The organism is Caballeronia arationis (assembly GCF_001544975.2).
Classification (GTDB): domain Bacteria; phylum Pseudomonadota; class Gammaproteobacteria; order Burkholderiales; family Burkholderiaceae; genus Caballeronia; species Caballeronia arationis.
In genome coordinates, this window is record NZ_FCOG02000012.1 from 1 (window position 1) to 21,233 (window position 21,233).

At 62.7% G+C, this 21,233-nt stretch carries 20 protein-coding genes and 5 tRNA genes; 10 read left to right on the forward strand and 15 right to left on the reverse strand.

All coding sequences use genetic code 11. The features are described 5' to 3' along the window. Nucleotides 1–127: 127 nt before the first annotated feature. The 5 genes from AWB81_RS09340 to rph form a co-directional block, all read right to left on the reverse strand. Nucleotides 128–217: transfer RNA gene (locus tag AWB81_RS09340), tRNA-Ser, on the reverse strand. Nucleotides 218–273: 56 nt separating this feature from the next. Next, complete coding sequence (locus tag AWB81_RS09345) at nt 274–1,464, reverse strand: MFS transporter (RefSeq protein WP_200822479.1); 1,191 nt, start codon at nt 1,462–1,464, stop codon at nt 274–276. 29 nt (nt 1,465–1,493) lie between these two features. Next, entirely contained in the window at nt 1,494–2,711 is a 1,218-nt protein-coding gene (hemW, locus tag AWB81_RS09350) for a radical SAM family heme chaperone HemW (protein ID WP_062634487.1), read from the reverse strand. Further along, complete coding sequence (gene rdgB, locus AWB81_RS09355; protein WP_062634489.1) at nt 2,708–3,325, reverse strand: RdgB/HAM1 family non-canonical purine NTP pyrophosphatase; 618 nt, start codon at nt 3,323–3,325, stop codon at nt 2,708–2,710. The genes hemW and rdgB overlap by 4 nt, the downstream gene beginning before the upstream one ends. Next, nucleotides 3,318–4,079, reverse strand: coding sequence for a ribonuclease PH (gene rph, locus AWB81_RS09360; RefSeq protein WP_062634491.1), 762 nt, complete (start codon nt 4,077–4,079; stop codon nt 3,318–3,320). The genes rdgB and rph overlap by 8 nt, the downstream gene beginning before the upstream one ends. A 253-nt stretch (nt 4,080–4,332) precedes the next feature. Here rph and AWB81_RS09365 point away from each other — a divergent pair, with 253 nt between their 5' ends. The 5 genes from AWB81_RS09365 (at nt 4,333) to AWB81_RS09385 (ending at nt 9,255) form a co-directional block, all read left to right on the forward strand. Further along, nucleotides 4,333–5,265 carry a YicC/YloC family endoribonuclease gene (locus AWB81_RS09365; protein ID WP_062634493.1) on the forward strand — a complete coding sequence of 311 codons (933 nt, stop codon included), beginning with the start codon at nt 4,333–4,335 and terminating at the stop codon, nt 5,263–5,265. 7 nt (nt 5,266–5,272) lie between these two features. Further along, nucleotides 5,273–5,950 (forward strand): guanylate kinase, encoded by a 678-nt coding sequence (gmk, locus tag AWB81_RS09370; protein WP_062634495.1) that lies wholly within the window; start codon nt 5,273–5,275, stop codon nt 5,948–5,950. A gap of 57 nt (nt 5,951–6,007) precedes the next feature. Beyond that, nucleotides 6,008–6,211 (forward strand): DNA-directed RNA polymerase subunit omega, encoded by a 204-nt coding sequence (gene rpoZ, locus AWB81_RS09375; RefSeq protein WP_006025620.1) that lies wholly within the window; start codon nt 6,008–6,010, stop codon nt 6,209–6,211. A 67-nt stretch (nt 6,212–6,278) separates the two neighbouring features. Next, on the forward strand, nt 6,279–8,675 hold the full coding sequence (locus tag AWB81_RS09380; RefSeq protein ID WP_062634497.1) for a RelA/SpoT family protein: 2,397 nt from the start codon (nt 6,279–6,281) through the stop codon (nt 8,673–8,675). Between the two features lie 88 nt (nt 8,676–8,763). Next, a complete protein-coding gene (locus AWB81_RS09385) occupies nt 8,764–9,255 on the forward strand; it encodes a phage protein NinX family protein (protein WP_062634710.1) in 492 nt (163 codons plus the stop codon). Nucleotides 9,256–9,330: 75 nt separating this feature from the next. Here the strand turns inward: AWB81_RS09385 and AWB81_RS09390 are convergent. The 3 genes from AWB81_RS09390 to AWB81_RS09400 all read right to left on the reverse strand — a co-directional run bounded on the left by AWB81_RS09390 (nt 9,331) and on the right by AWB81_RS09400 (nt 9,753). After that, nucleotides 9,331–9,407, reverse strand: a tRNA-Arg gene (locus tag AWB81_RS09390). Between the two features lie 96 nt (nt 9,408–9,503). Then, a tRNA-Arg gene (locus tag AWB81_RS09395) sits at nt 9,504–9,580 on the reverse strand. Nucleotides 9,581–9,676: 96 nt separating this feature from the next. Further along, nucleotides 9,677–9,753: transfer RNA gene (locus AWB81_RS09400), tRNA-Arg, on the reverse strand. Between the two features lie 151 nt (nt 9,754–9,904). Here AWB81_RS09400 and greB point away from each other — a divergent pair. After that, nucleotides 9,905–10,462 (forward strand): transcription elongation factor GreB, encoded by a 558-nt coding sequence (gene greB / locus AWB81_RS09405; RefSeq protein ID WP_062634499.1) that lies wholly within the window; start codon nt 9,905–9,907, stop codon nt 10,460–10,462. 76 nt (nt 10,463–10,538) lie between these two features. Here the strand turns inward: greB and AWB81_RS09410 are convergent, their stop codons facing one another. After that, nucleotides 10,539–11,678, reverse strand: coding sequence for a porin (locus AWB81_RS09410; protein ID WP_062634501.1), 1,140 nt, complete (start codon nt 11,676–11,678; stop codon nt 10,539–10,541). A 526-nt stretch (nt 11,679–12,204) separates the two neighbouring features. After that, nucleotides 12,205–12,423 (reverse strand): hypothetical protein, encoded by a 219-nt coding sequence (locus AWB81_RS09415; RefSeq protein WP_096032055.1) that lies wholly within the window; start codon nt 12,421–12,423, stop codon nt 12,205–12,207. 404 nt (nt 12,424–12,827) lie between these two features. On the opposite strand from AWB81_RS09415, the gene AWB81_RS09420 reads away from it, so the two are divergent. Then, on the forward strand, nt 12,828–13,031 hold the full coding sequence (locus AWB81_RS09420; protein ID WP_062634503.1) for a cold-shock protein: 204 nt from the start codon (nt 12,828–12,830) through the stop codon (nt 13,029–13,031). Between the two features lie 380 nt (nt 13,032–13,411). Further along, complete coding sequence (locus AWB81_RS09425) at nt 13,412–14,554, forward strand: exonuclease domain-containing protein (RefSeq protein WP_062634714.1); 1,143 nt, start codon at nt 13,412–13,414, stop codon at nt 14,552–14,554. Nucleotides 14,555–14,569: 15 nt separating this feature from the next. Here the strand turns inward: AWB81_RS09425 and AWB81_RS09430 are convergent, their stop codons facing one another. Both AWB81_RS09430 and AWB81_RS46405 read right to left on the reverse strand, forming a co-directional pair. Further along, the gene (locus AWB81_RS09430) at nt 14,570–15,187 is read right to left on the reverse strand and encodes a chorismate mutase (RefSeq protein ID WP_062634716.1); all 618 of its coding nucleotides are present in this window, start codon (nt 15,185–15,187) and stop codon (nt 14,570–14,572) included. Nucleotides 15,188–15,405: 218 nt separating this feature from the next. Further along, nucleotides 15,406–15,555: a hypothetical protein gene (locus AWB81_RS46405; protein WP_165829947.1), complete on the reverse strand. Its 150-nt coding sequence runs from the start codon at nt 15,553–15,555 to the stop codon at nt 15,406–15,408. A gap of 164 nt (nt 15,556–15,719) precedes the next feature. On the opposite strand from AWB81_RS46405, the gene AWB81_RS45655 reads away from it, so the two are divergent. Beyond that, nucleotides 15,720–15,866 (forward strand): hypothetical protein, encoded by a 147-nt coding sequence (locus tag AWB81_RS45655; protein ID WP_159938865.1) that lies wholly within the window; start codon nt 15,720–15,722, stop codon nt 15,864–15,866. A gap of 291 nt (nt 15,867–16,157) precedes the next feature. On the opposite strand, the gene AWB81_RS09435 is transcribed toward AWB81_RS45655, so the two are convergent. From AWB81_RS09435 to pepN, 3 genes are all read right to left on the reverse strand, one after another. Beyond that, nucleotides 16,158–16,233: transfer RNA gene (locus AWB81_RS09435), tRNA-Thr, on the reverse strand. Between the two features lie 52 nt (nt 16,234–16,285). Beyond that, nucleotides 16,286–17,302, reverse strand: a complete 1,017-nt coding sequence (locus AWB81_RS09440; RefSeq protein ID WP_062634505.1) for a class 1 fructose-bisphosphatase — start codon at nt 17,300–17,302, stop codon at nt 16,286–16,288. A 192-nt stretch (nt 17,303–17,494) separates the two neighbouring features. Then, complete coding sequence (pepN, locus tag AWB81_RS09445; RefSeq protein WP_062634507.1) at nt 17,495–20,239, reverse strand: aminopeptidase N; 2,745 nt, start codon at nt 20,237–20,239, stop codon at nt 17,495–17,497. A 255-nt stretch (nt 20,240–20,494) separates the two neighbouring features. Here pepN and AWB81_RS09450 point away from each other — a divergent pair, with 255 nt between their 5' ends. Then, the gene (locus AWB81_RS09450) at nt 20,495–21,220 is read left to right on the forward strand and encodes a DUF4136 domain-containing protein (RefSeq protein WP_062634509.1); all 726 of its coding nucleotides are present in this window, start codon (nt 20,495–20,497) and stop codon (nt 21,218–21,220) included. Nucleotides 21,221–21,233 lie beyond the last annotated feature (13 nt).

Consider the following 21,233-nt stretch of genomic DNA (forward strand, 5'->3'; position numbering starts at 1 on the left):
GCTCTATCAGTATCGGAATCGAGCTTCACTTGGCTAGCCGCGCACAATAATTCACCCATAGATTCCCCCGACGATCCCAAAAAAAAGACCCCATAACTTATTGGTTATGGGGTCTTTCATTCATCTCTGGCGGAGGCGGTGAGATTCGAACTCACGGAAGGATCACTCCTTCGCCGGTTTTCAAGACCGGTGCCTTAAACCGCTCGGCCACACCTCCAGGAGGCGCGTATTGTAACGCAACTTCGCGCTCCTATCCGCCGCGTGGCAGCCGACTCAGCCTTCCAGCGACTGCGTCGCCCTCAACGAAGGAAATAGCCGCATCCACAACAGCGCGACGGCGATCGTCCCGACTCCGCCGATCAGCACCGCCGGCACCGCGCCGAACAATCCGGCCGTCATCCCCGACTCGAACTCACCAAGCTGGTTCGACGTGCCAATAAAGAGCGAATTGATCGCGCCGACGCGTCCGCGCATTTCATCGGGCGTCTGCAACTGCACGAGCGACGTGCGCACGACGACGCTGATCACATCCGACGCCCCGAGCGCCGCCAGCGCAACCAGCGACACATACAGATTGCGCGACAGCCCGAACAGGATGGTCGCGATGCCGAACACGATCACGCCGCCGAAGAGCGCCGTCCCCGCGCGCTGCTTCAGCGGAAAATGCGCGAGCCAGATCGACCCGGCGAGCGCGCCGGCCGCCGGCGCCGCGCGCATCACGCCGAGCGCCCACGGCCCGGTGTGCAGGATGTCGTGCGCGAAGACCGGCAGGAGCGCGGTCGCACCGCCGAGCAGGACCGCGAACAGATCGAGCGACAGCGCGCCGAGGATCACCGGCTTGCGTCGAATGAACGCGATGCCCGAGAAGAGCGCCTCGAAGGAAAGCGGCGCGCGCATGCGCACGGCTTCGTCGATGCGAATCGATGCCACGAACACCGCCGCCGCGACGAACGCACATGCCACCACGCCGTAGACGCTCGACGCGCCAAGCCCGTACAGCAGGCCGCCCATCGCGGGCCCGAGAATCTGCGCGGTCTGGTTCGCTGAAGTGGACCACGTGGTCGCGTGCTGCAATTGCGTGCGCGGTACGAGGTTCGGCAGGAGCGCTGCCATCGAAGGCGATTCGAACGCGCGGGCCGCGCCCGTGATCGTCGCGATGGCATAGATCAGCGCGGGACTCTGCAAGCCGTGCCAGGCGCCGACGCACAGCGTGATCGCCGCGAGCCCTTCGATGCCCTGGCAGACGAACGCGATCGTGCGCCGGTCGTAGCGGTCGGCGACGTGGCCCACGACGAGCGTCAGCACGCACATCGGCACAAACTGCGCGAGCCCGACGAGACCGAGCGCGTATGCGCTATGCGTGATCGAATAAATCTGCCAGCCGATCGCCACCGACATCATCTGGAACGCCACCGACGACATCACGCGCGCGCTCCAGAACAGCGCGAACGGGCGATGACGCATGATGGGGCCGGGCAGGGTGCTCGGCGCGCTCAACTTCGAGTGTCCTTCAAGAAGAGTTCCTGGAGGTCGTTGAGAAAGCGCTGCCCGAGTTCGGTCGGCGCGATGCGCTCGAAGTCGCGATGAATCAGGCCGCGCCGCTCGGCTTCGACGAGCGCGGGTTCGATCGTCGACATCGCGAGTCCGGTCCGTTCGACGAACGCATGCACCGGAAACCCCTCGACGAGCCGCAGCGTGTTCAGCATGAACTCGAACGGCAGGTCGTGCGGGCCGACTTCGCGCTCTTCCTGGTTCGGCGTGCCGGCGAGCGCTTCGTCCATGTAGGTCGCCGGATGCTTGTAGCGCGCCTGGCGCACGATTTTCTGCGGAAACGACAACTTCGTATGGGCGCCCGCGCCGATGCCGAGATAGTCGCCGAAGCGCCAGTAGTTCAGGTTGTGGCGGCTCTGGCGATGCGGCTTCGCATACGCCGACACTTCATAACGCTCGTAACCTGCCTCGCGCGTACGCTCGTGAATCCACTCCTGCATGTCGGCGGAGGCATCGTCGTCGGGGACTTGCGGCGGGAACTTCGCGAACAGCGTGTTCGGTTCGAGCGTCAGGTGATACAGCGACAGATGCGGCGGCGCGAAGCCGATCGCGGTTTCGATGTCGCTTCTGCACTCGTCGAGCGTCTGCTGCGGCAGCGCGAACATCAGGTCGAGATTGAAGTTGTCGAAGTGGCGCGCGGCGATCTCGACGGCCTTGTGCGCCTGCGTCGAATCGTGGATGCGCCCGAGTGCCTTCAGATGCTGCGCGTTGAAACTCTGGATGCCCACCGACAGCCGGTTCACGCCGCTCGCGCGAAACTGCGCGAACTTTGCCGTTTCGAACGTGCCGGGATTCGCTTCGAGCGTGATTTCGGCGTCGGCGTCGAGCGGAAGGAGCGCGCGCGCATCCGACAGCAGCCGGTCGAGCCCCTTCGCGGACAAGAGACTTGGCGTGCCGCCGCCGATGAAGATCGTGTGCACCTGCCGGCCCCACACGAGCGGCAGGGCGCGTTCGAGGTCGGCGCGCAGCGCATCGAGATAGCGGTCTTCGGGGAACGAATCGCCTTTCCACTCGTGCGAGTTGAAATCGCAATACGGGCACTTGCGCACGCACCACGGAAAGTGGACGTAGAGCGACAGCGGCGGCAACGACGTCAGCCGGATGCTGCCCGGCGACGTGAAGGCCTTCACGACGTTGATGGCTTGCGGACCCGTGCTCACGCGAGTTCCTTAAGCCGGCCGAGCAGTGCGCCGAGTGCGATGGCGCGATGGCTCACCGCGTTCTTGCGTGCGGGCTCGAGTTCCGCGGCGGTTGCGGAGAGGGGCGGCAGGAAGAAGTGCGGATCGTAGCCAAAGCCGTGCGCGCCGCGCGGCTCGTCGATCACTTCGCCATACCAGCGGCCTTCGGCGATCAGCGGCTCGGGGTCGTCGGCGTGACGGACCAGCACGAGCACGCAGAAATAGTACGCGCGGCGGTCTGCGTTGCCCGCCAGTTCCGCGACGAGACGCGCGTTGTTCGCCGTGTCGCTCTTTTCGCCGCACGCGAGTTGCGCAAAGCGCGCCGAATACACGCCGGGCGCACCGCGCAGCGCGTGCACGCAGAGGCCGGAGTCGTCGGCGAGGGCGGGCAGGCCGGTCAGCTTCGACGCATGACGCGCCTTCGCGAGCGCGTTCTCGACGAAGGTCGCATGCGGCTCTTCCGCTTCCGGCACGCCCAGTTCGCCCTGCGCGATCAGTTCGATGCCCGCCGCATTCAGCAGCGACGCGAACTCGCGCAGCTTGCCCGCATTGTTCGATGCGAGGACGACCCGCTTCAGTTCATTGGCTTCAGGCACCGATCAGCTCCAGCACGACCTTCTGCTTCGCGATCAGCGTGGAAATGCCGGATTGCGCGAGATCGAGCAGCTTGTTCATTTCGGCGCGCGTGAAGGGCACGCCTTCGGCCGTTCCCTGCACTTCGACGAATCCGCCCGCGCCGGTCATCACGACGTTCATGTCGGTGTCGCACTGCGAGTCTTCGTCGTAGTCGAGGTCGAGCACCGGCGTGCCCGCATACACGCCGACCGAGATCGCCGCGACGAAGTCGTTGATCGGCGATTCCGCGATGCGTCCCGACGCCACCAGCTTCGACACCGCGTCGTGCGCCGCGACGAACGCGCCGGTAATGCTCGCGGTGCGCGTGCCGCCGTCAGCCTGGATCACGTCGCAGTCGATATGCAGCGTGCGTGCGCCGAGCTTGTTGAGATCGAACACCGAGCGCAGCGCACGGCCGATCAGGCGCTGGATCTCCTGCGTGCGGCCGGTTTGCTTGCCGCGCGCCGCTTCGCGGTCGCTTCGCGTGTGCGTGGCGCGCGGCAGCATGCCATATTCCGCCGTGAGCCAGCCTTGCTCGCGGCCGCGCAGGAATTCGGGCACGCGCTCGGCTATGCTCGCGGTGCAAATCACCTTGGTGTCGCCGAATTCGACGAGCACCGAGCCTTCCGCGTGCTTCGTGTAGTGGCGCGTGATGCGCACGTCGCGCAACTGGTTCGCGCGGCGGCCGCTCGGGCGGTCGAGGGCGGAGGGGTCGAGCAGGACGGAATCGGTCATGGAATGTGCGAAAAATGGTGGAGAAACGAGAGGCGAGGCTCAACCGGGCATTTTATCGCCAATCGATCGCGATCGTCGGCGAGGCCCGCGCTGCATCGGCTTCAGCGGCACGATTGCCGGGCCTTCGCGGTAAAAATGGGATAATGGCCGCTTCCCCGCCCGGCCTCCTCGCGTGCCACTCATGCACAAGTCATCAGCCGGGCGCTCGTAGCAAACCGGCCTCCGCTCGGAGGTCCATATCGCGAGACGTACCATGATCTACAGCATGACAGGCTATGCCAGCGCGACGCGCGAAGTCGCCGCGGACGGCGCCGGACCCAGCGGCTCGGGCATCGGCGTATCGGTGGAATTGCGCACGGTGAATTCGCGCTTTCTCGACCTGAACTTCCGCATGCCCGAAGACGTGCGCGCCTGCGAGCCGCAACTGCGCGAAATGCTGATGACGAAGCTCTCGCGCGGCAAGGTCGACATCCGGATCAACCTGAATCGCGCGGAACAGACCGCGAACGCCGGCGCGCTCAATCGCGATGCGCTCTCGCAACTCGCGGCGCTCGAGCGCTCGGTGCTGGAAATCTTCCCGCAGGCCGAACGCATGCGCACCGGCGAAATCCTGCGCTGGCCGGGCGTGCTCGCGGAGAGCGGCGTGTCGCCGGAAGCGCTGCGCGAAGCGGTGATCGCGTGCGGCAAGCAGGCCATTGCCGATCTCATCGATGTCCGCGCGCGCGAAGGCGCCGCGCTCGCCTCGGTGCTGATCAACAACGCAACCGAGATGGAAGCGATCGTCGCGCGCGTGACGCCGCTCGTCCCGGAGCTGATCGCGAAGCATCAGCAGAAGATCGTCGAGCGGCTGCAGGACGCGCTCGGCATCGCGGCGCCCGAAGGCACCACGACGAGCCTGCCGCGCGAGGAAATCGCGGAACGGATTCGCCAGGAGGTCACGATCTACGGCATCCGCATCGACATCGCGGAAGAGTTGCAGCGGCTCACCGCTCATCTCTCCGAGACGCGCCACGTGCTGCAAAAGGGTGGCAAGGTCGGCAAGCGCCTCGACTTCATGATGCAGGAACTGAACCGCGAAGCGAACACGCTCGGCTCGAAAGCGGCGGCGAAGGAACTCGCCGATGCGTCGATGACGCTCAAGCTCCTCATCGAGCAGATGCGCGAGCAAGTACAAAACCTGGAGTAACGTTTCAATGACCACCCCGACGCGCAACCCGCATCTCAGCACCTACACCGGCATCTATCCGGGCAACCTTTTCATGGTCGTCGCGCCTTCGGGCGCCGGCAAGTCGACGCTCGTCAACGCGCTGCTCGCGCAGGACCAGGCGATCCGCCTGTCGGTGTCGTACACGACGCGCGAGCCGCGCCCGAAGGACAAGAACGGCGTGCAGTACCACTTCGTCTCCGTCGACGAATTCATGGAGCGCCATGGAAAGGGCGAATTCCTCGAAAGCGCGGAAGTGCACGGCAATTACTATGCGACGTCGCGCGTGTGGATCGAGGAGCAGATGAAGAGCGGCCACGACGTGCTGCTCGAAATCGACTGGCAGGGTGCGCAGCAGGTCAAGAAGCAGTTCAGGAACGCGGTCGAGATCTTCATCCTGCCGCCGTCGCTGGATGCCCTCGAAGACCGCCTGAAGAAGCGCGGACAGGACCCGCAGAACGTGATCGTGAGGCGCCTGCTCGCGGCCGGCAGCGAGATGTCGCATGCGCCGGAAGCGGAGTACGTCGTGATCAACGAGAACTTCGAACGCGCGCTCGCGGAACTGCAATGTCTCGTTGCGGCGACGCGTCTGCGCTTCGGTTCGCAATACGCCCGCCACACGCAGCTTTTCGTGGAACTGGGCATTCATACGCCGCATGCTTCGTGATCAGGGTGTTCCGGTCACATAAGGTAGAATGAAGAACATATTCCGAAGGAAACAAACATGGCCCGCATCACCGTAGAAGACTGTCTGAAACAGATCCCGAATCGCTTCGAGCTGGCGCTCGCGGCTACCTATCGCGCACGTCAGCTCGCGCAAGGCCACACGCCGAAGATCGAAAGCCGCGACAAGCCCACCGTCGTAGCGCTGCGCGAAATCGCGGCGGGCCAGGTCGGCGTGGAGATGCTGAAGAAGGTGCCGGTCTGACGGCGCCGTTTTTCATCGAGCTTTTTTAGCAACCGGCGTCCACCACGTCACAACCACGGAGGCGAACATGAGTCACACACCCTTGCCCGTCTCCGTCGACGCGGATAACGACGCCGATCACGAGTCGGCCCAGGACTCGGCTCAAGACTCGAGCCACCCGGCGCCGGCACGCAAATACATCGACGCGGTCCTCGAACAGTCGTTTCGCCATCTGTTCGGGCCAACCGCGACACCCGAGCAGCCACGCCGGCACGACGTCGTTTCCATCGCGAAACTGACGAATGTGCTCTCGTCCTATCTCTTGCCCGAAGAGATCAAGGACGTGAAGGCGGCCTTCCACTTCAGCGACGAAGCCCATCTCGGCCAGTACCGGCAAAGCGGCGAGCCGTACATCACGCATCCGGTCGCGGTCGCGGAAATCTGCGCGGGCTGGAAACTCGACGCACAGTCGATCATGGCGGCGCTCCTGCACGACGTGATCGAGGACCAGGGCGTCACCAAGACCGAGATCGCCGAGCGCTTCGGCGCGAAGGTCGCGGAACTGGTCGACGGGTTGTCGAAGCTGGACAAGATGGAATTTCGCAACCGCGAGGAAGCGCAGGCGGAAAATTTCCGCAAGATGCTGCTCGCGATGGCGCGCGACGTGCGCGTGATCCTCGTGAAGCTCGCCGACCGGCTGCACAACATGCGCACGCTGGGCGCGGTGCCGCCGGAGAAGCGCCGGCGCGTGGCACGCGAGACCATCGACATTTATGCGCCGATCGCGCACCGGCTCGGCCTGAACAATACCTATCGCGAGTTGCAGGACCTGAGCTTCGCGAACTTCAACCCAAACCGCTACGCTACGCTCGAAAAGGCGGTCAAGGCGGCGCGCGGCAACCGGCGCGAAGTGGTCGGCAAGATTCTGGAAGCGGTCCAGCGCACCATTTGCGACGCGAAGATTTCCGCCGAAGTCACCGGCCGCGAGAAAACCATCTACAGCATCTACAAGAAGATGCGCGACAAGCAGCTGTCGTTCTCGCAGGTGCTGGATGTGTATGGTTTTCGCGTGGTGGTCGAGAGCGCGCTCGAATGCTACACGTGCATCGGCGCGCTGCATGCGCTCTATAAACCCGTGCCGGGCAAGTTCAAGGACTACATCGCGATTCCGAAGGTGAACGGCTATCAGTCGCTTCACACGACGCTCGTCGGGCCGTTCGGCGCGCCGATCGAGTTCCAGATCCGCACGCGCAAGATGCACGAGATCGCCGAGGCGGGCGTGGCGGCGCACTGGCTGTACAAGAACGGCGGCGCGGATCTCAACGACGTGCAAAAGCGCGCGCACCAGTGGCTGAAGTCGCTGCTCGACATCCAGAGCGAAGCGGGCGATTCCAGCGAATTCCTCGAACACGTCAAGATCGACCTGTTCCCGGACGCCGTCTACGTATTCACGCCGAAGTCGAAGATCATGCCGCTCCCCCGCGGCGCGACCGCGCTCGACTTCGCGTATTCGATCCACAGCGACCTCGGCAACCAGTGCGTCGCGGTGAAGATCAACAACGAATTGCTGCCGCTGCGCACCGAGCTGAAGAGCGGCGATATCGTCGAGGTGATCACGGCGCCGTATTCGAAGCCGAATCCCGCGTGGCTCGGCTTCGTGCGCACGGGCAAGGCGCGCTCGGCCATTCGTCACTATCTGAAGACGATGCGCCTGAACGAATCGGTGCAACTGGGCGAGCGGCTCGTCGACCAGAGTCTCAAGGGCTACGGCCTCACGCTGGCTGAAGTCACGCCGGAAGCGTGGGAAAAGCTCGTGCAGTGGACCGGCAACAAGACGCGCCAGGAAATTTTCGCCGATATCGGCCTTGGCCGGCGCGTGGCGGCGGTGATGGCGAAGCGCATCGAAGTGCTGATGAACGGCCGGGACGACGACGATTCCCCGCGCGAAAGCTTCACCACAAATACTGCGCCGCCGGTGGTCATCACGGGCACGGAAGGGATGTCGGTGCAGTTGTCGGCGTGCTGCCGCCCGATTCCCGGCGACGACATCATGGGCTATATCGGCATCGGCCTCGGCATGGCGATCCATACGACCGACTGCCGCGTCGCGCAACGCATTCATCGCCGCGACCCGGGCCGCTGGATCGACGTGGCGTGGGCGCCGCAGCCGGGGCGTCTCTTCGACGTCGCGGTCAAGGTGCTCGTGAAGAACACGAAGGGCGTATTCGCTCGCGTCGCCGCGGACATCACTTCGGCCGACGCGAATATCGTCCACATCGCGATGGACGAGGATCCCACGCAGGAAGCCACGCTGCTGCGCTTCGTGATCCAGGTGAGCGACCGCGTGCACCTCGCGAACGTGATGCGGCGCGTGCGCACGAATCCCGATGTGATGCGCATCGCGCGCGAGCGTCCGAGCGACGAGCCGCACCATCGCAACCAGGATGGCGGCATTCGCATCGACCGCGAGCGCGGTGATTACTGACATCGACCGTTTTTGGCGCGCCGGCGCTGGAACGTAACCTGCGTGCCTGTACCCGTTGAACGAACACGACGTACACGAGGGCACGACCATGAAAACATCCGATCTCGAAGGTCCCGCGCTCGACTACTGGGTCGCGCGCGGCCTGCACGACTTCATCCGCGAAATCCACTTCACCGACAGCGGCGAGACGCTCTCGATCCGCGGCAACGATCGCGGCAAGCCGTGGGACGGACGCTTCCTGCCTTCGACGTCGTGGGAAGCGGCGTCAGTCGTGCTGGAGCGCGCCTGCCGGCTCGAAATGAGCGATCACGGGCGCGGCGAGGTGATTTGCACCGCGACGTTCGGCAGGGATGGCGGACAGGTGGAAGGGAGGGGCGCGTCGCTCAGGATCGCGTTGCTGAGGGCGTTCGTGCGCCACGCATTCGGCGACGCCGTCGAAGACGAAGTCCTGCGTCGCCCGCAGACGCTGCTCGGCGCGCGCGCGGAACCGATCGGCGAGCCGAGCGCGGTGGCGTCGGTGGAGGACATGCCGGCGCCGGACGGGCGCATCGGCGATATCGGATCGTCGCCGCGTCAGTAGCGCGCTTGTCCAAGTCGCGACAGATGACGCGGAAAAAACAAAAAGGGCCTTCCGGATGGAAGGCCCTTCAAAAGGTGGCGCGGCTGGCAGGATTCGAACCCACGACCCCTTGGTTCGTAGCCAAGTACTCTATCCAACTGAGCTACAGCCGCACGCAAAACCGATACTACTCGATACTTCGATGCGCTCGTAGTTAAGCGCTATTTGCTGATTAAACGACTTCCCGAGGGGAAATACGCTTGAAAGAGTGGTGCGGCTGGCAGGATTCGAACCCACGACCCCTTGGTTCGTAGCCAAGTACTCTATCCAACTGAGCTACAGCCGCACGCAAAACCGATACTACTCGATACTTCGATGCGCTCGTAGTTAAGCGCTATTTGCTGATTAAACGACTTCCCGAGGGGAAATACGCTTGAAAGAGTGGTGCGGCTGGCAGGATTCGAACCCACGACCCCTTGGTTCGTAGCCAAGTACTCTATCCAACTGAGCTACAGCCGCACGCAGAAGCGAGATTATAGACAAACCTGTCTGAAAAAGGAAGAGCCGGAAGGCATTTTCGCGAGGTTTCGTTCACCTTCGTGTTACCTTGTACATCAGCGTAATCGTAATCCTGCGCGCATTTCCACGGGACTTTTGGGCGGTTTGCACCATGAATAAGGCATTTGTCAAAGAATCGGACGATACGGACGACGACCTCGATGTCGCCCAGCCCGACGTGCCCGCGGGCACCAAGAACTACATCACGCCGGCCGGGCATCAGCGGCTGCGCGACGAACTGCTGCATCTGCTCGATGTCGAGCGTCCGGACATCGTGAAGCTGCTTTCGTGGGCGGCGTCTAACGGCGACCGGTCGGAGAATGGCGACTATATCTACGGCAAGCGGCGCCTGCGCGAAATCGACCGGCGGATTCGATTTCTGACGAAGCGGCTGGATCTGGCGGAAGTCGTCGACAGCAGCAAGCAGGAGAACGTCGATCAGGTGTTCTTTGGCGCAGCGGTCGATTACGCGGGCGACGACGGCGAGTCGCATACGGTGACGATCGTCGGTGTCGACGAGGTCGATCTCGATGTCGGGCACGTCAGCTGGATTTCGCCCATCGCGCGGGCGCTTCTGAAGGCGAAGATCGGCGACACGGTGGCGCTGCATACGCCGGCGGGCGTCCAGCAGATCGATATTCTCGATGTCCGGTATCCGCGCGGTTCCTGAACAGCGCACCGCAGCCGGAGCATAAAAAAAGGCGCCGCAAGCGGCGCCTTTTTCACATCGGTACGGCGGATGAAGCTTAGAAGCGGTGACGAATGCCGACCGTTGCCGAAACCTGGTTCTCCGTCGACGACACGCCAACACCCGTGATCGTCGCGCCGAGGTTCGTGCCTTCGGTGTCGGTCACGTGCTGGTATTCGCCTTGCAGGTACACGTCCGTGCGCTTCGACAGCGCGTAGGCCGTTTGCAGGCTGACCTGGTGGAACTTCGGCTTCACGCCGTCGATACGGCTGTCCGTGTACGTGTACGCGCCTGCCAGGCTCAGGGCCGGCGTCAGGTTGTAACGGCCATTCACTTCGTAGTTGGTGAAGCGAGCATGCGGATCGGTCAGGTTGATCGCCGCGCCGCCCGTGCCAGCCGTCGTGATTTGCGTTGCGTCGTCGAGCATCGTCTGCGTGAACACGAAGCCGACCGTTGCCGCGCCGAACGCGTAGCTGATGCCGCCGCCGTAGACGCGCTGACGGCCTGCTGCGAACGGAGCGTCCGAAGCGATTGCGCCGTTCGGGTTGGTCGGAACGAGGGCGTTCGCGTTGTTCAACTGCATGTACGCTGCGGCAACGTTCAACGGGCCGTAGTTATACGATGCGCCGAAGCTGTAAGCGCGGTTGTCCGCGAAGCCGCCTGCTTCGTTCGAGAAGCCGTACATGCCGCCGAACTTGAGGCCGCCGTAGTTCGCGCTCGTGTACTTGACCGAGTTGTTCACGCGGAACGAGTTGTCGAGGTTGTCGTTATCGAACGGGTGGGCGAACTGCGTGCCGCCGTATTGCGTGCCCGTCAGAGCCAGCGGCCCGAGGTAGTCGACGACGGAGTCATACTGACGACCGAGGGTCACGGCGCCAAACTGCTGGCTCGACAGACCGACGAACGCCTGACGGCCGAACTCACGGCCGCCCTGGCCGTTGTTGCCGTTCATGATGTTGAAGCCGTTTTCCAACGTGAAGATTGCCTTCAGCCCGCCGCCGAGGTCTTCAGCGCCGCGCAAGCCCCAACGGCTGCCGTTGACCGAACCGCTCGTCGCCTTGAAGTTGCTGTGGCCTTGCTGGTTGTTGGTATACGTGATGCCCGCGTCGATCAGGCCGTACAGCGTGACGCTGCTTTGTGCGTGAGCGGCGGTAGCAAATACGCCCGTCAGGGCGGCGACCATGAGAGTCTTTTTCATCTTTGTAACTCCGAGAGCAGAATGGGCGGTGAGCCCAGGCTTGAAGGAAACCTTCCCTCCGACGCGCTGCGAGAGGCGCTGTCAGGCGAGCAATATGTTCGGTTTTGAACACATTTGTTTCCGGACCACACGAAGTGTAAAGACGGCGTTACAGCGCAGACATTCTGAAATCCGCAATAAAGTATTCTTTGATCGGCAATGATCTGGAAATCGTCGGCAAGCCTTGACTGACAAGGCTTTACGGGGAATCGAGAGAAGTCGGCGAGGGGTGTCAACCTTTTGCCGTTGCGCATTCACGACAAAAATAATGCCGTGCGCAAGATGAATAATCCGAAAATTAGATTATTGAGATAAGTGCAATAGTCGTTTGCCGTTTATGGTGGTAATTATTGCGGCGCGCCTCGCTATACTGACATCTCTGCTTTCCGAAGCAGACTTTTTCGTTGACGGAAAAGATCTCCAAACCTTTGTCAGCGCGACTTTCCAGTCGCGCTTTTTTTTGTGCATCGAATTCCAAGGCAGCCGATCAGGCAGCTTTTTTCCCGGCATTGACCTCCGCCGGAGCGTCTGTGGATTCGTACTGGAACGGAATGGTCCAGTCTTCCATCACGTAATGCCGGGCATCCATCGGCGACGACAAAAGGTTCTGCCAGTGATCGCCATGCCAGACCGGATCGAATTCGAGCGGGGCGGCAGCGTTGGCGGCGGTTGCTTCGGGCGTCATCGGTGCTACGAGCGACATCATTTTTTGAAGCGCGCGCTTGAGTTCGGTCATCACAACTGACCCTCCTGATTCGTCTGCAAATTACGACTCCAGTTTGCGGATTGGAAGCGGTTCGAACAAGACGCGTAAACACTTACGATTAGAAAACTCTTGTTACATTTGTGGTAAGAACTTCCTCTGATTATTCTTGTGTCGTGCTGTACTGTTTAATGTGCTTAAGTCATGCAGCGTGAGTTGATTTGCTTCGCGCAAATAATGCTGAATCAAGACGGTTTGTCACTGAAAATTGACTTGACGCTCGCGACGCCTCCTTATATAAAAGCGAGGCCGTGGATTAATATGCCGGCGGCCGTTCTGGCGGCGATAATTGACACGGCGTTAAAGGGTTCGCCCGTTTTGATCAAACTTCCGAGGGAATCGAGTATATGGAAACCGGTATCGTCAAATGGTTCAACGATGCTAAAGGCTTTGGCTTCATCACGTCCGACGCTGGCGGCGAAGACCTGTTCGCGCACTTCTCCGAGATCCGTGCCGACGGCTTCAAGTCGCTGAAGGAAAACCAGCGCGTGTCCTTCGAAACGAAGGCGGGCCCGAAGGGCAAGCAGGCTGCGAACATCCGCGCGCTCTAAACCGCGAGCGACATCGGCGCCTTTGAAAACCCCTTGCGTTCGCAAGGGGTTTTTTATTGACCGGGAAAACCAGTATTGCGCGCGCGGATCGTTTATGTGCTGGCATTAGCCTTGATCATTCTGCGTTTTTCACCTGGCGCCGCTATGATTAAACAGCCGGAGATAATCGATGCGGCGAACACCCGATCCGTAAATTGGGGTAAATGCCAAGTCGATTCGGGATTTTTAATCTGCCTCAAAATCGGGATTGCAATTGCGCATCGGGAATTGGATGAAGTCGTCCGCATAGCGTGGCTGGGCTAAAATGTCCGCATCTTCACGCGCATGAGCTTCTTCAGCCCACCCCAGGGTTGCTGAACGCCGCGCCCTCATTTATCGCGATGCACGCTCTCCCTCCGTTTCCCGTCAATCACTTTCCCGCGGACCCCGTCGTTTTCGTCGATCTCGAGACGACCGGCGGCTCGCTCGGTATCGATCGCATCACGGAAATCGGGATCGTCGAAGCAGGTCCGTCCGGCGTGACGCAGTGGAGCACGCTCGTCAACCCGCTGAAGCCGATTCCGTCGTTCATCCAGAACCTGACCGGCATCACCGACTCAATGGTGCGCGACGCCCCCACCTTCGACGAACTCGCCGCGAACCTCTTCGAGCGGATGAACGGCCGGCTGTTCATCGCTCACAACGCGCATTTCGACCACGGTTTTCTGCGCGGCGAGTTCAAGCGGGTCGGGTTCAAGTTCCAGCCCGACGTGCTGTGCACGGTCCAGCTCTCGCGCGCGGTCTACCCGTCGGAAACGCGACACGGTCTCGATGCGCTCGTCGAGCGGCACGCGCTCGTGCCGTCAGCGCGCCACCGCGCACTCGCCGACGCGGATCTGCTCTGGCAGTTCTGGCAGCACCTGCACCGCGCGCATGCTTCGGATGTGCTGCGCGGACATATGGAGAAAGTCACGCGACGCTTTCGCCTGGCCGGTGACATCGACGAGGACACGATCGAGCGGATTCCGGCGGGCTGCGGCATCTACGTGTTCTATGGCGAGAACGACGTGCCGCTCTTCGTCGGCAGAAGCGTGCGCTTGCGGCAGCGCGTGCGGTCGCATCTCACGGGCGCGCGCCGGTCGTCGAAAGACCTGCGGCTCGCGGCGCTCGTGCGGCACGTCGAATGGACGGCCACCGGTGGCGAGATCGGCGCGTTGCTCGCCGAAGCGAAGTCGGTGGCGCGCTTGCGGCCGCCGCACAATCGCCCGGTGCGCGACCGGCGCGATGACGCGCGCGGCGCAGTCTGGCCCTATCCGGGCCCGATCGCAATCGAGGAGCGCGATCCGGGTACGGGCCTGCACGCGTGGCATGTCGTCGACCAGTGGCAGTACTTCGGCTCCGCCGCGACGCCCGCCGATGCGGCGGCGTTGCGTGCGCAATTGCCGGCGACCGGTTTCGAATTGTCGACCTACCGAATTCTCAACGAGCGGCTCGCGCGTGGTCTCGCGTTCGTGCCGCTCGCCGCGATGGCGGCTGTCGACTGATTTTGCAGGCTTCTACTATCCGACCGCCCCGACGCCGCCCGCCGCGCACACATGCGACAGCGCGCGCGACAAAGGCGCGTTGAGTGCGGCGTCGTAGCGCGTGAGGTGTTTCCATCGCGCGACGCTGTCGGCGAGTCGCAACGGGCAATCAGCGGCGTGGCGAATCGGCTCGACGCGCGCGAGTGCAGCGATCAGCGACTGCGTGAGGCCATCGAGCTTCGGGCGGGTGTCAGCGGCGAGATCAGGCGGCGATCCTTCGGGCGGGCGCGCTGCGCGCCAGTTGGCAAAGAGCGCGTTCTGCACGTCCTTGCTCGCCTCGATCTGGTCGCGGAAAAAGCGTTGCGCGAATGCCGGATCGACGCCCGCCGCCAGCGCCTTTTGTTCGACGCCTGCAAGCAGGGCCGCTTCGCGCGGTTCATCGGTGATGGGTTCGTGACGGGCCCACTTCCATCGGGCGACCGGTTCGGCAAGCGCGAGCCGCTGCGACGTCAGCGCGACGAGGCTGGTGAGCGGAGCGTCGTCGCCGTCGGCGTGGGCCGTGCCGATGCAGCCGAGCAACAAGGAGGCGAGGGCGGCGAGTGCGCGGACTCGGCGATTTCGGACTGTGGCGGAGAAACTAGACGTTGGATGCATGCGACGGGTCGGACGGCCGAAAAGCGCCAGCATAACTCAGCGTTCCGTTTGCCCGCCGCGCAGGATTACGCGCGACTCGCGACCGAGTCGCGCGACTTTGGCGCGATCAGGTGCAGCGGCGCCTGGCGTGAGCCATGAATGATTCGCGAGGTCCGCGAGCGCGTTCCTTCACGAGGCGTCGAATACGCGGTGATGGCGGGCGTTCCCGTCTGCGGCGTTTATTTCGACTCGCGCAGATTGCGCTGCTCGTCGAAAAACGCGCGAACGTGCTCCGGCAGTTCGGCAGCCAGGAACTCGACCCCGACCGGTTCCGGATCCGGACAACGCACTTTGTCGGGTGTCGGAATTTTCGTCGGCTTGGCGTCCATGATTTCTCTCCTTGTAGCTCGATTTCAGACTCGACCCGGCTGTCCGCGTCGATTGCACTACAGGAACATTTCCAAGTTCCTTTGTTGCTTTATCGGAACGTCGCAGCATTACTTGAGGTGTCCGAAAGTAAATCCGACCACCGAAAATAAGCGCATGACCGTTCGTGAAATCCGCCCTGCAAAAAATCAAATCGACTGATTTACCGGTTTTCAACGCTAGCCGGTACTTTGTGCGCCTTGCTTGCTGCGGCGTGGCGTTGCTGCGCCTGCTGTACAGCGGTTCGGCGCTACCGGATGACGCGCTGCAATAGCACTTTAACGTTCACTCCATACTTATAACGATAGCGGGAAACCATCGTTGACGTAATATCGCCCGAGGGGGAATAATTATTCAGTTGTGTGGAAACGCACATAGAGCAGGAGAATTGCAATTCGCACCGCAATTCGAACGAATCGTGCGTATTAAAAACACCATGTATTTGTCATTCGACGACATCGGTCGCTGAGAACGAGGCGGCGCAGAGGCGGGCTGGGACGGGCGAAGAGGGTGAAATGAAAAAACCCGCGTGGTCTGCGACCACGCGGGTTTTTTGTATGAAGCTTGGTGCCGGAAAGAGGAATCGAACCCCCGACCTTCGCATTACGAATGCGCTGCTCTACCGTCTGAGCTATTCCGGCATCAGGGAAACGAGATTATAGATACCCTTTTCCGGGTTTGGCAATACCCCGATCAAATTTTCTTTTCGAGATGATATCGGGTCACCCGATCCACTTCGCTCTTCGATCCGAGGAAGACCGGCACGCGTTCATGAAGGCTCTGCGGCTGGATGTCGAGAATACGCTTCTCGCCGTTCGTTGCCGCTCCGCCCGCCTGCTCGACGATGAAAGCCATCGGGTTCGCTTCGTACATCAGACGCAGCTTGCCCGGTCGATCCGGCGTGCGCTTGTCGGCGGGATACATGAAGATGCCGCCGCGGTTCAGGATCCGATGCACATCGGCGACCATCGACGCGATCCAGCGCATGTTGAAATCGTCCTTGCGCGGACCGTCGCTGCCCTGATTCAGCTCGTCGATATACTGCTGCACCGGCGGATACCAGTGACGGCTGTTCGACGCATTGATCGCGTATTCGCGCGTTTCGACCGGAATCCGCATGTCGCTTTGCGTGAGTACCCACGAGCCCAGTTCCCGGTCGAGCGTGAAGCAGTTCACGCCGTTGCCCGTCGTCAGCACCAGCACGGTTTGCGGACCGTACACCGCGTACCCCGCCGCGACCTGCGCCGAGCCGGGCTGCAGGAACGCCTGTTCCGTCGGTTCGGTGTCGTCGGGGCAGCGCAGCACCGAGAAGATCGTGCCGATCGAAACGTTGACGTCGATGTTCGACGAGCCATCGAGCGGGTCGAACGTCAGCAGATAATTGCCCTTCGGATAGCGGTTCGGGATCGGGAAAATCTTTTCCATTTCCTCCGATGCCATGGCGGCCAGGTTGCCGCCCCACTCGTTGGCTTCGAGCAGGATCTCGTTCGAGAGGATGTCGAGCTTCTTCTGGACTTCGCCCTGCACGTTTTCGCTGCCGGCGCTGCCGAGCGCTTCGCCGAGCGCACCCTTGCTCACCTGGAAGCTGATCTGCTTGCAGGCCCGCGCGACAACTTCGATCAGAAGACGCAGGTCGGCGGGAAGGTTCTGATGTTCGCGCTGCTGCTCGATCAGATACTTGGTCAGCGTAGTGCGACGAGATATGGACATGCTTGGCTCCACGAGCGTTTGACGAATTCCCCGATTCTACCCGCTCGGGACTTCAGCCCCGTGTCAGTCGGGAAACGTTCGCGCCAACGCCACAGCGTGCCGCCCGACGCTTGACCCTGCGCCGGCCATGCGCGCCGGATCATTAGCCTGCGGAAACCAGCCGGTTTCCGCAGGCCCTGAAGCCTCGCCGGATCAGGCGAGCGCCTTTTCCACGATCTCCCGCACGTCGCGCGACTTCACTTTCGACGCGACTTCGGTCAATGCGCCGTGCATCTTCTCCCGCAACCCCGGCGTGAATCGCCGCCACAGTTCGAGTCCGCGAGCGAGGCGAGCCGCGACCTGCGGATTCAGCGAATCGAGCGCAATCACCTGTTCCGCCCAGAACGCGTAGCCGGAGCCGTCGGCGGCGTGGAACTGGGCCGGGTTGCCGCTGCAGAAGCTGAAAATCAGCGACCGCGCCCGGTTCGGATTCTTCAGCGTGAACGCCGGATGCTGCATCAGCTTGCGCACGATCTCGATCACCTTGCGGTTCGGGCCGCCGCGCTGCGTCGCCTGCAACGCGAACCATTTGTCGATCACGAGCGCCTCGTCGTCGAAGCGCTGGTAGAAATCGGCGAGTGCGGTGTCAGCGGCCGACGCCCCGCCGTTCGGCGATGCGCTCGCCGTCAGAAGCGCCGAAAGCGCCGCCGAGCGGTCCGTCATGTTGTCCGCGCCGTCGTACTGGGCGCGCGCGAGGCGCACGGCTTCGGCGGGATCGTCGAGCTGGCTCAGATAGGCGAGGGCGAGATTCTTGAGGCCGCGCTTGCCGGCGTCTTCAGGCGTCGGACGGTATTCGCCCGGCGTGCGGTTCGCCTCATAGATCGCGAGCCACTTGTCGCGCAGGGCGGTCGCGAGTCGGCGGCTGACGAACACGCGCGCCGCGTGGACCGCCGCCGGGTCGGAAACGGTCATCTGCTCGGCGAGATAGCTTTCCGACGGCAGCATCAGCGCCAGTTCGCGGAACGCCGGCGACAGTGACGGATCGTCGAGCACCTGTTCGAAAGCCGCGACGACCTGATCGTCAAGCGCGAGCGTTTCGCCCTTCGCGGCGCGGGCGGCGAGCGCGAGCAGTTCGCGCGTGGCGAGCCGCTGGCCGGCTTCCCAGCGGTTGAACGGGTCGCTGTCGTTCGCGAGCAGGAAGGCCAACTGCTCGTTCGTATAGTCGTATTCGACGATCACCGGCGCCGAAAAATTGCGCAACAGCGACGGGAGCGGCTTTTCGGCGACGTTGACGAACGTAAAGGACTGTTCGCGTTCGGTCAGTTCGAGCACGCGTGTCGTGCCTTGCGGCTCTTTTTCGCCTTCGAGCTCGAGCGGCAGGTCCGAACCCTTGCCGCCGATCAGACCGATCGCGAACGGAATCAGGAGCGGCCCCTGCTGCGTCGCGCGCGAAGCTTCGGACGCCTCGCCGTAGCCTTGCGCGAGCGTCACGGTGTAACGCTTCGCTGCGGCGTCGTAGGCGGTGCGCACGGTCACGCGCGGCGTGCCCGCCTGGCTGTACCAGCGCTCGTATTGCGCGAGATCGCGATTGTTCGCGTCGGCCATGGCGTGGCGGAAATCGTCGCAGGTCACGGCCTGGCCGTCGTGCCGCTCGAAATACAGGTCCATGCCGCGCCTGAAGCCGTCGCGTCCGAAAAGCGTCTGATACATCCGCACGACTTCCGAACCTTTCTCATAGACGGTCATCGTGTAGAAGTTGTTGATCTCGACGTAACTCTCCGGTCGAACCGGATGCGCCATCGGGCCGGCATCCTCGGCGAACTGCATCTGGCGCAGCACTCGCACGTCCTCGATGCGCCGCGTTGCGCGCGCGGCTTCGCTCGCGGCGCCGGGCGAGTCGCCGGCGGCCATGTCGGCGGAGAATTCCTGGTCGCGGAAAACCGTCAGGCCCTCTTTCAGGCTCAACTGGAACCAGTCGCGGCAGGTGACGCGATTTCCCGTCCAGTTGTGGAAATACTCATGGCCGACCACCGATTCGATGTTGAAAAAGTCGGTATCGGTCGCGGTTTCGGGGTTCGCCAGCACGTACTTCGTGTTGAAGATGTTGAGCCCCTTGTTCTCCATCGCGCCCATGTTGAAGTCGCTCACGGCGACGATCATGAAACGGTCGAGGTCCAGTTCCAGGCCGAAACGCTTTTCGTCCCAGCGGATCGAATGAATCAACGAATCCATCGCGTGGCGCGTCTTGTCGAGATCGTGCGGCTCGACCCACACCTGCAACAGCTTTTCCTTGCCCGAACCGCTCGTGATCCGCTCTTCGATCGCGACGAGCTTGCCCGCGACGAGCGCGAACAGATAGCTCGGCTTCTTGAACGGATCTTCCCATTTCGCGAAATGGCGGCCGTCGGGCAGGTCGCCTTCCTCGATCAGGTTGCCGTTCGACAGCAGCACCGGATACGCCGCCTTGTCCGCGCGCAGCGTCACCGTGTAGGTGGACATCACGTCGGGCCGGTCGAGGAAATACGTGATGCGGCGGAAGCCTTCGGCCTCGCACTGCGTAAAGAAGTTGCCGCTCGAAACATAAAGTCCCGAAAGCGTGGTGTTCGCGGCCGGATTGCAGATATTTTCGATTCCGAGCTCGAATTCGTCGGGAATAGTGCCGATCGACAGTTCGTTATCACTTGTGCGGACGTCTTCGTGCGGGCGGCCGTTTACCGAAGCGCGCACGAATTCGAGTTGCTCGCCCGTCAGGGCGAGGCGCGGCGCGGGATTGCCGTCGACGATCGCGTCCGGGTTGCGGCGCACGCGCAGCGTGCTTCTGACGAGCGTGCGTTCGGGTACGAGGTCGAACTCGAGCGCGACCGAATCTATGAGAAACGCGGGCGGCGCGTAGTCTGCGCGGCGTATCACGGCAGGGGCGGTCGCGGTTTCAGTCGCGGAGTCAATCGAATTGGACATGGCGGCTCTGTAAGGGTGAATGGCGCCGCCCGTTGGCGGCCCTGGTTCGGACCATTGTACAAAGCCTCGGCCGATCATGGGTCCGGCCACGGATCGGCCGGATGACCAGCGAAGAACTTTCAGGGATCGACGGCGGTCCCTATCTTCAGCAAGATCTGCCGGTCTCGCGCGAAATGTCGCGGAGTGCGACGGCGTGCGGGACGCCGCAACACTTCCTATAACTAAAGAAACACGCACAACGAAATGAGGACGACTATGAAGTTCGATCGCTGGACGAGTGTCGTTCGCGCCGCGCTGGCGCTCGTCGCCCTCTGGCTCGCCGGCTGCACGACCTACGTCCAGACGCAGGTCACGGCATTCTCGGACTGGACGGGCACCGACGCGACCCGTACCTATGCGTTCGCACGCTCGCCCGAGCAGCAGAACAGCATCGAGCAGTCGACGTACGAAGCGCAGGTGGCCAACGAGTTGTCGAAGTATTCGTTCCGGGCCGCGCCCGAAGCGAGCGCGCGCTACAAGGTGGAGCTCGCCTATTCGATCCGCGGCGACGTCATGACGGTGCGCCAGCCGGTCTATTACGATCCGTGGCCGATGTACGGTCCCTACGGGCGCCCGTACTGGGGGCCGTGGGGCGGGTGGGGACCGTACGGGCCGTGGGGGCCGGGCCCGGCGAGCTACGTCGACCAGACCTTTCCGATCTACGTGCACGCGTTGCAGATCCGCATGACCGATCGCGCGAGCGGGCGCGAGGTCTACAAGGTGACCGCGATGAACTCGGGCGGCGAAGCGTCGCTGATTCGCGCGATGCCCTTCCTGATCCAGAGCGCGCTCGCCGACTTCCCGCTCGGCAACGGCACTGTGCGCACGGTGAAGATTCCGATCGACGGCAGTGGCGGCGCGACGAACGAAGCCGTGGCCGGTGCCAACGAACGCGCGGTCGCACCGGGCAGCGGAGCGCCCCCGCCGAAAGCGGTAGAGTAAGCGCGCACGCAGC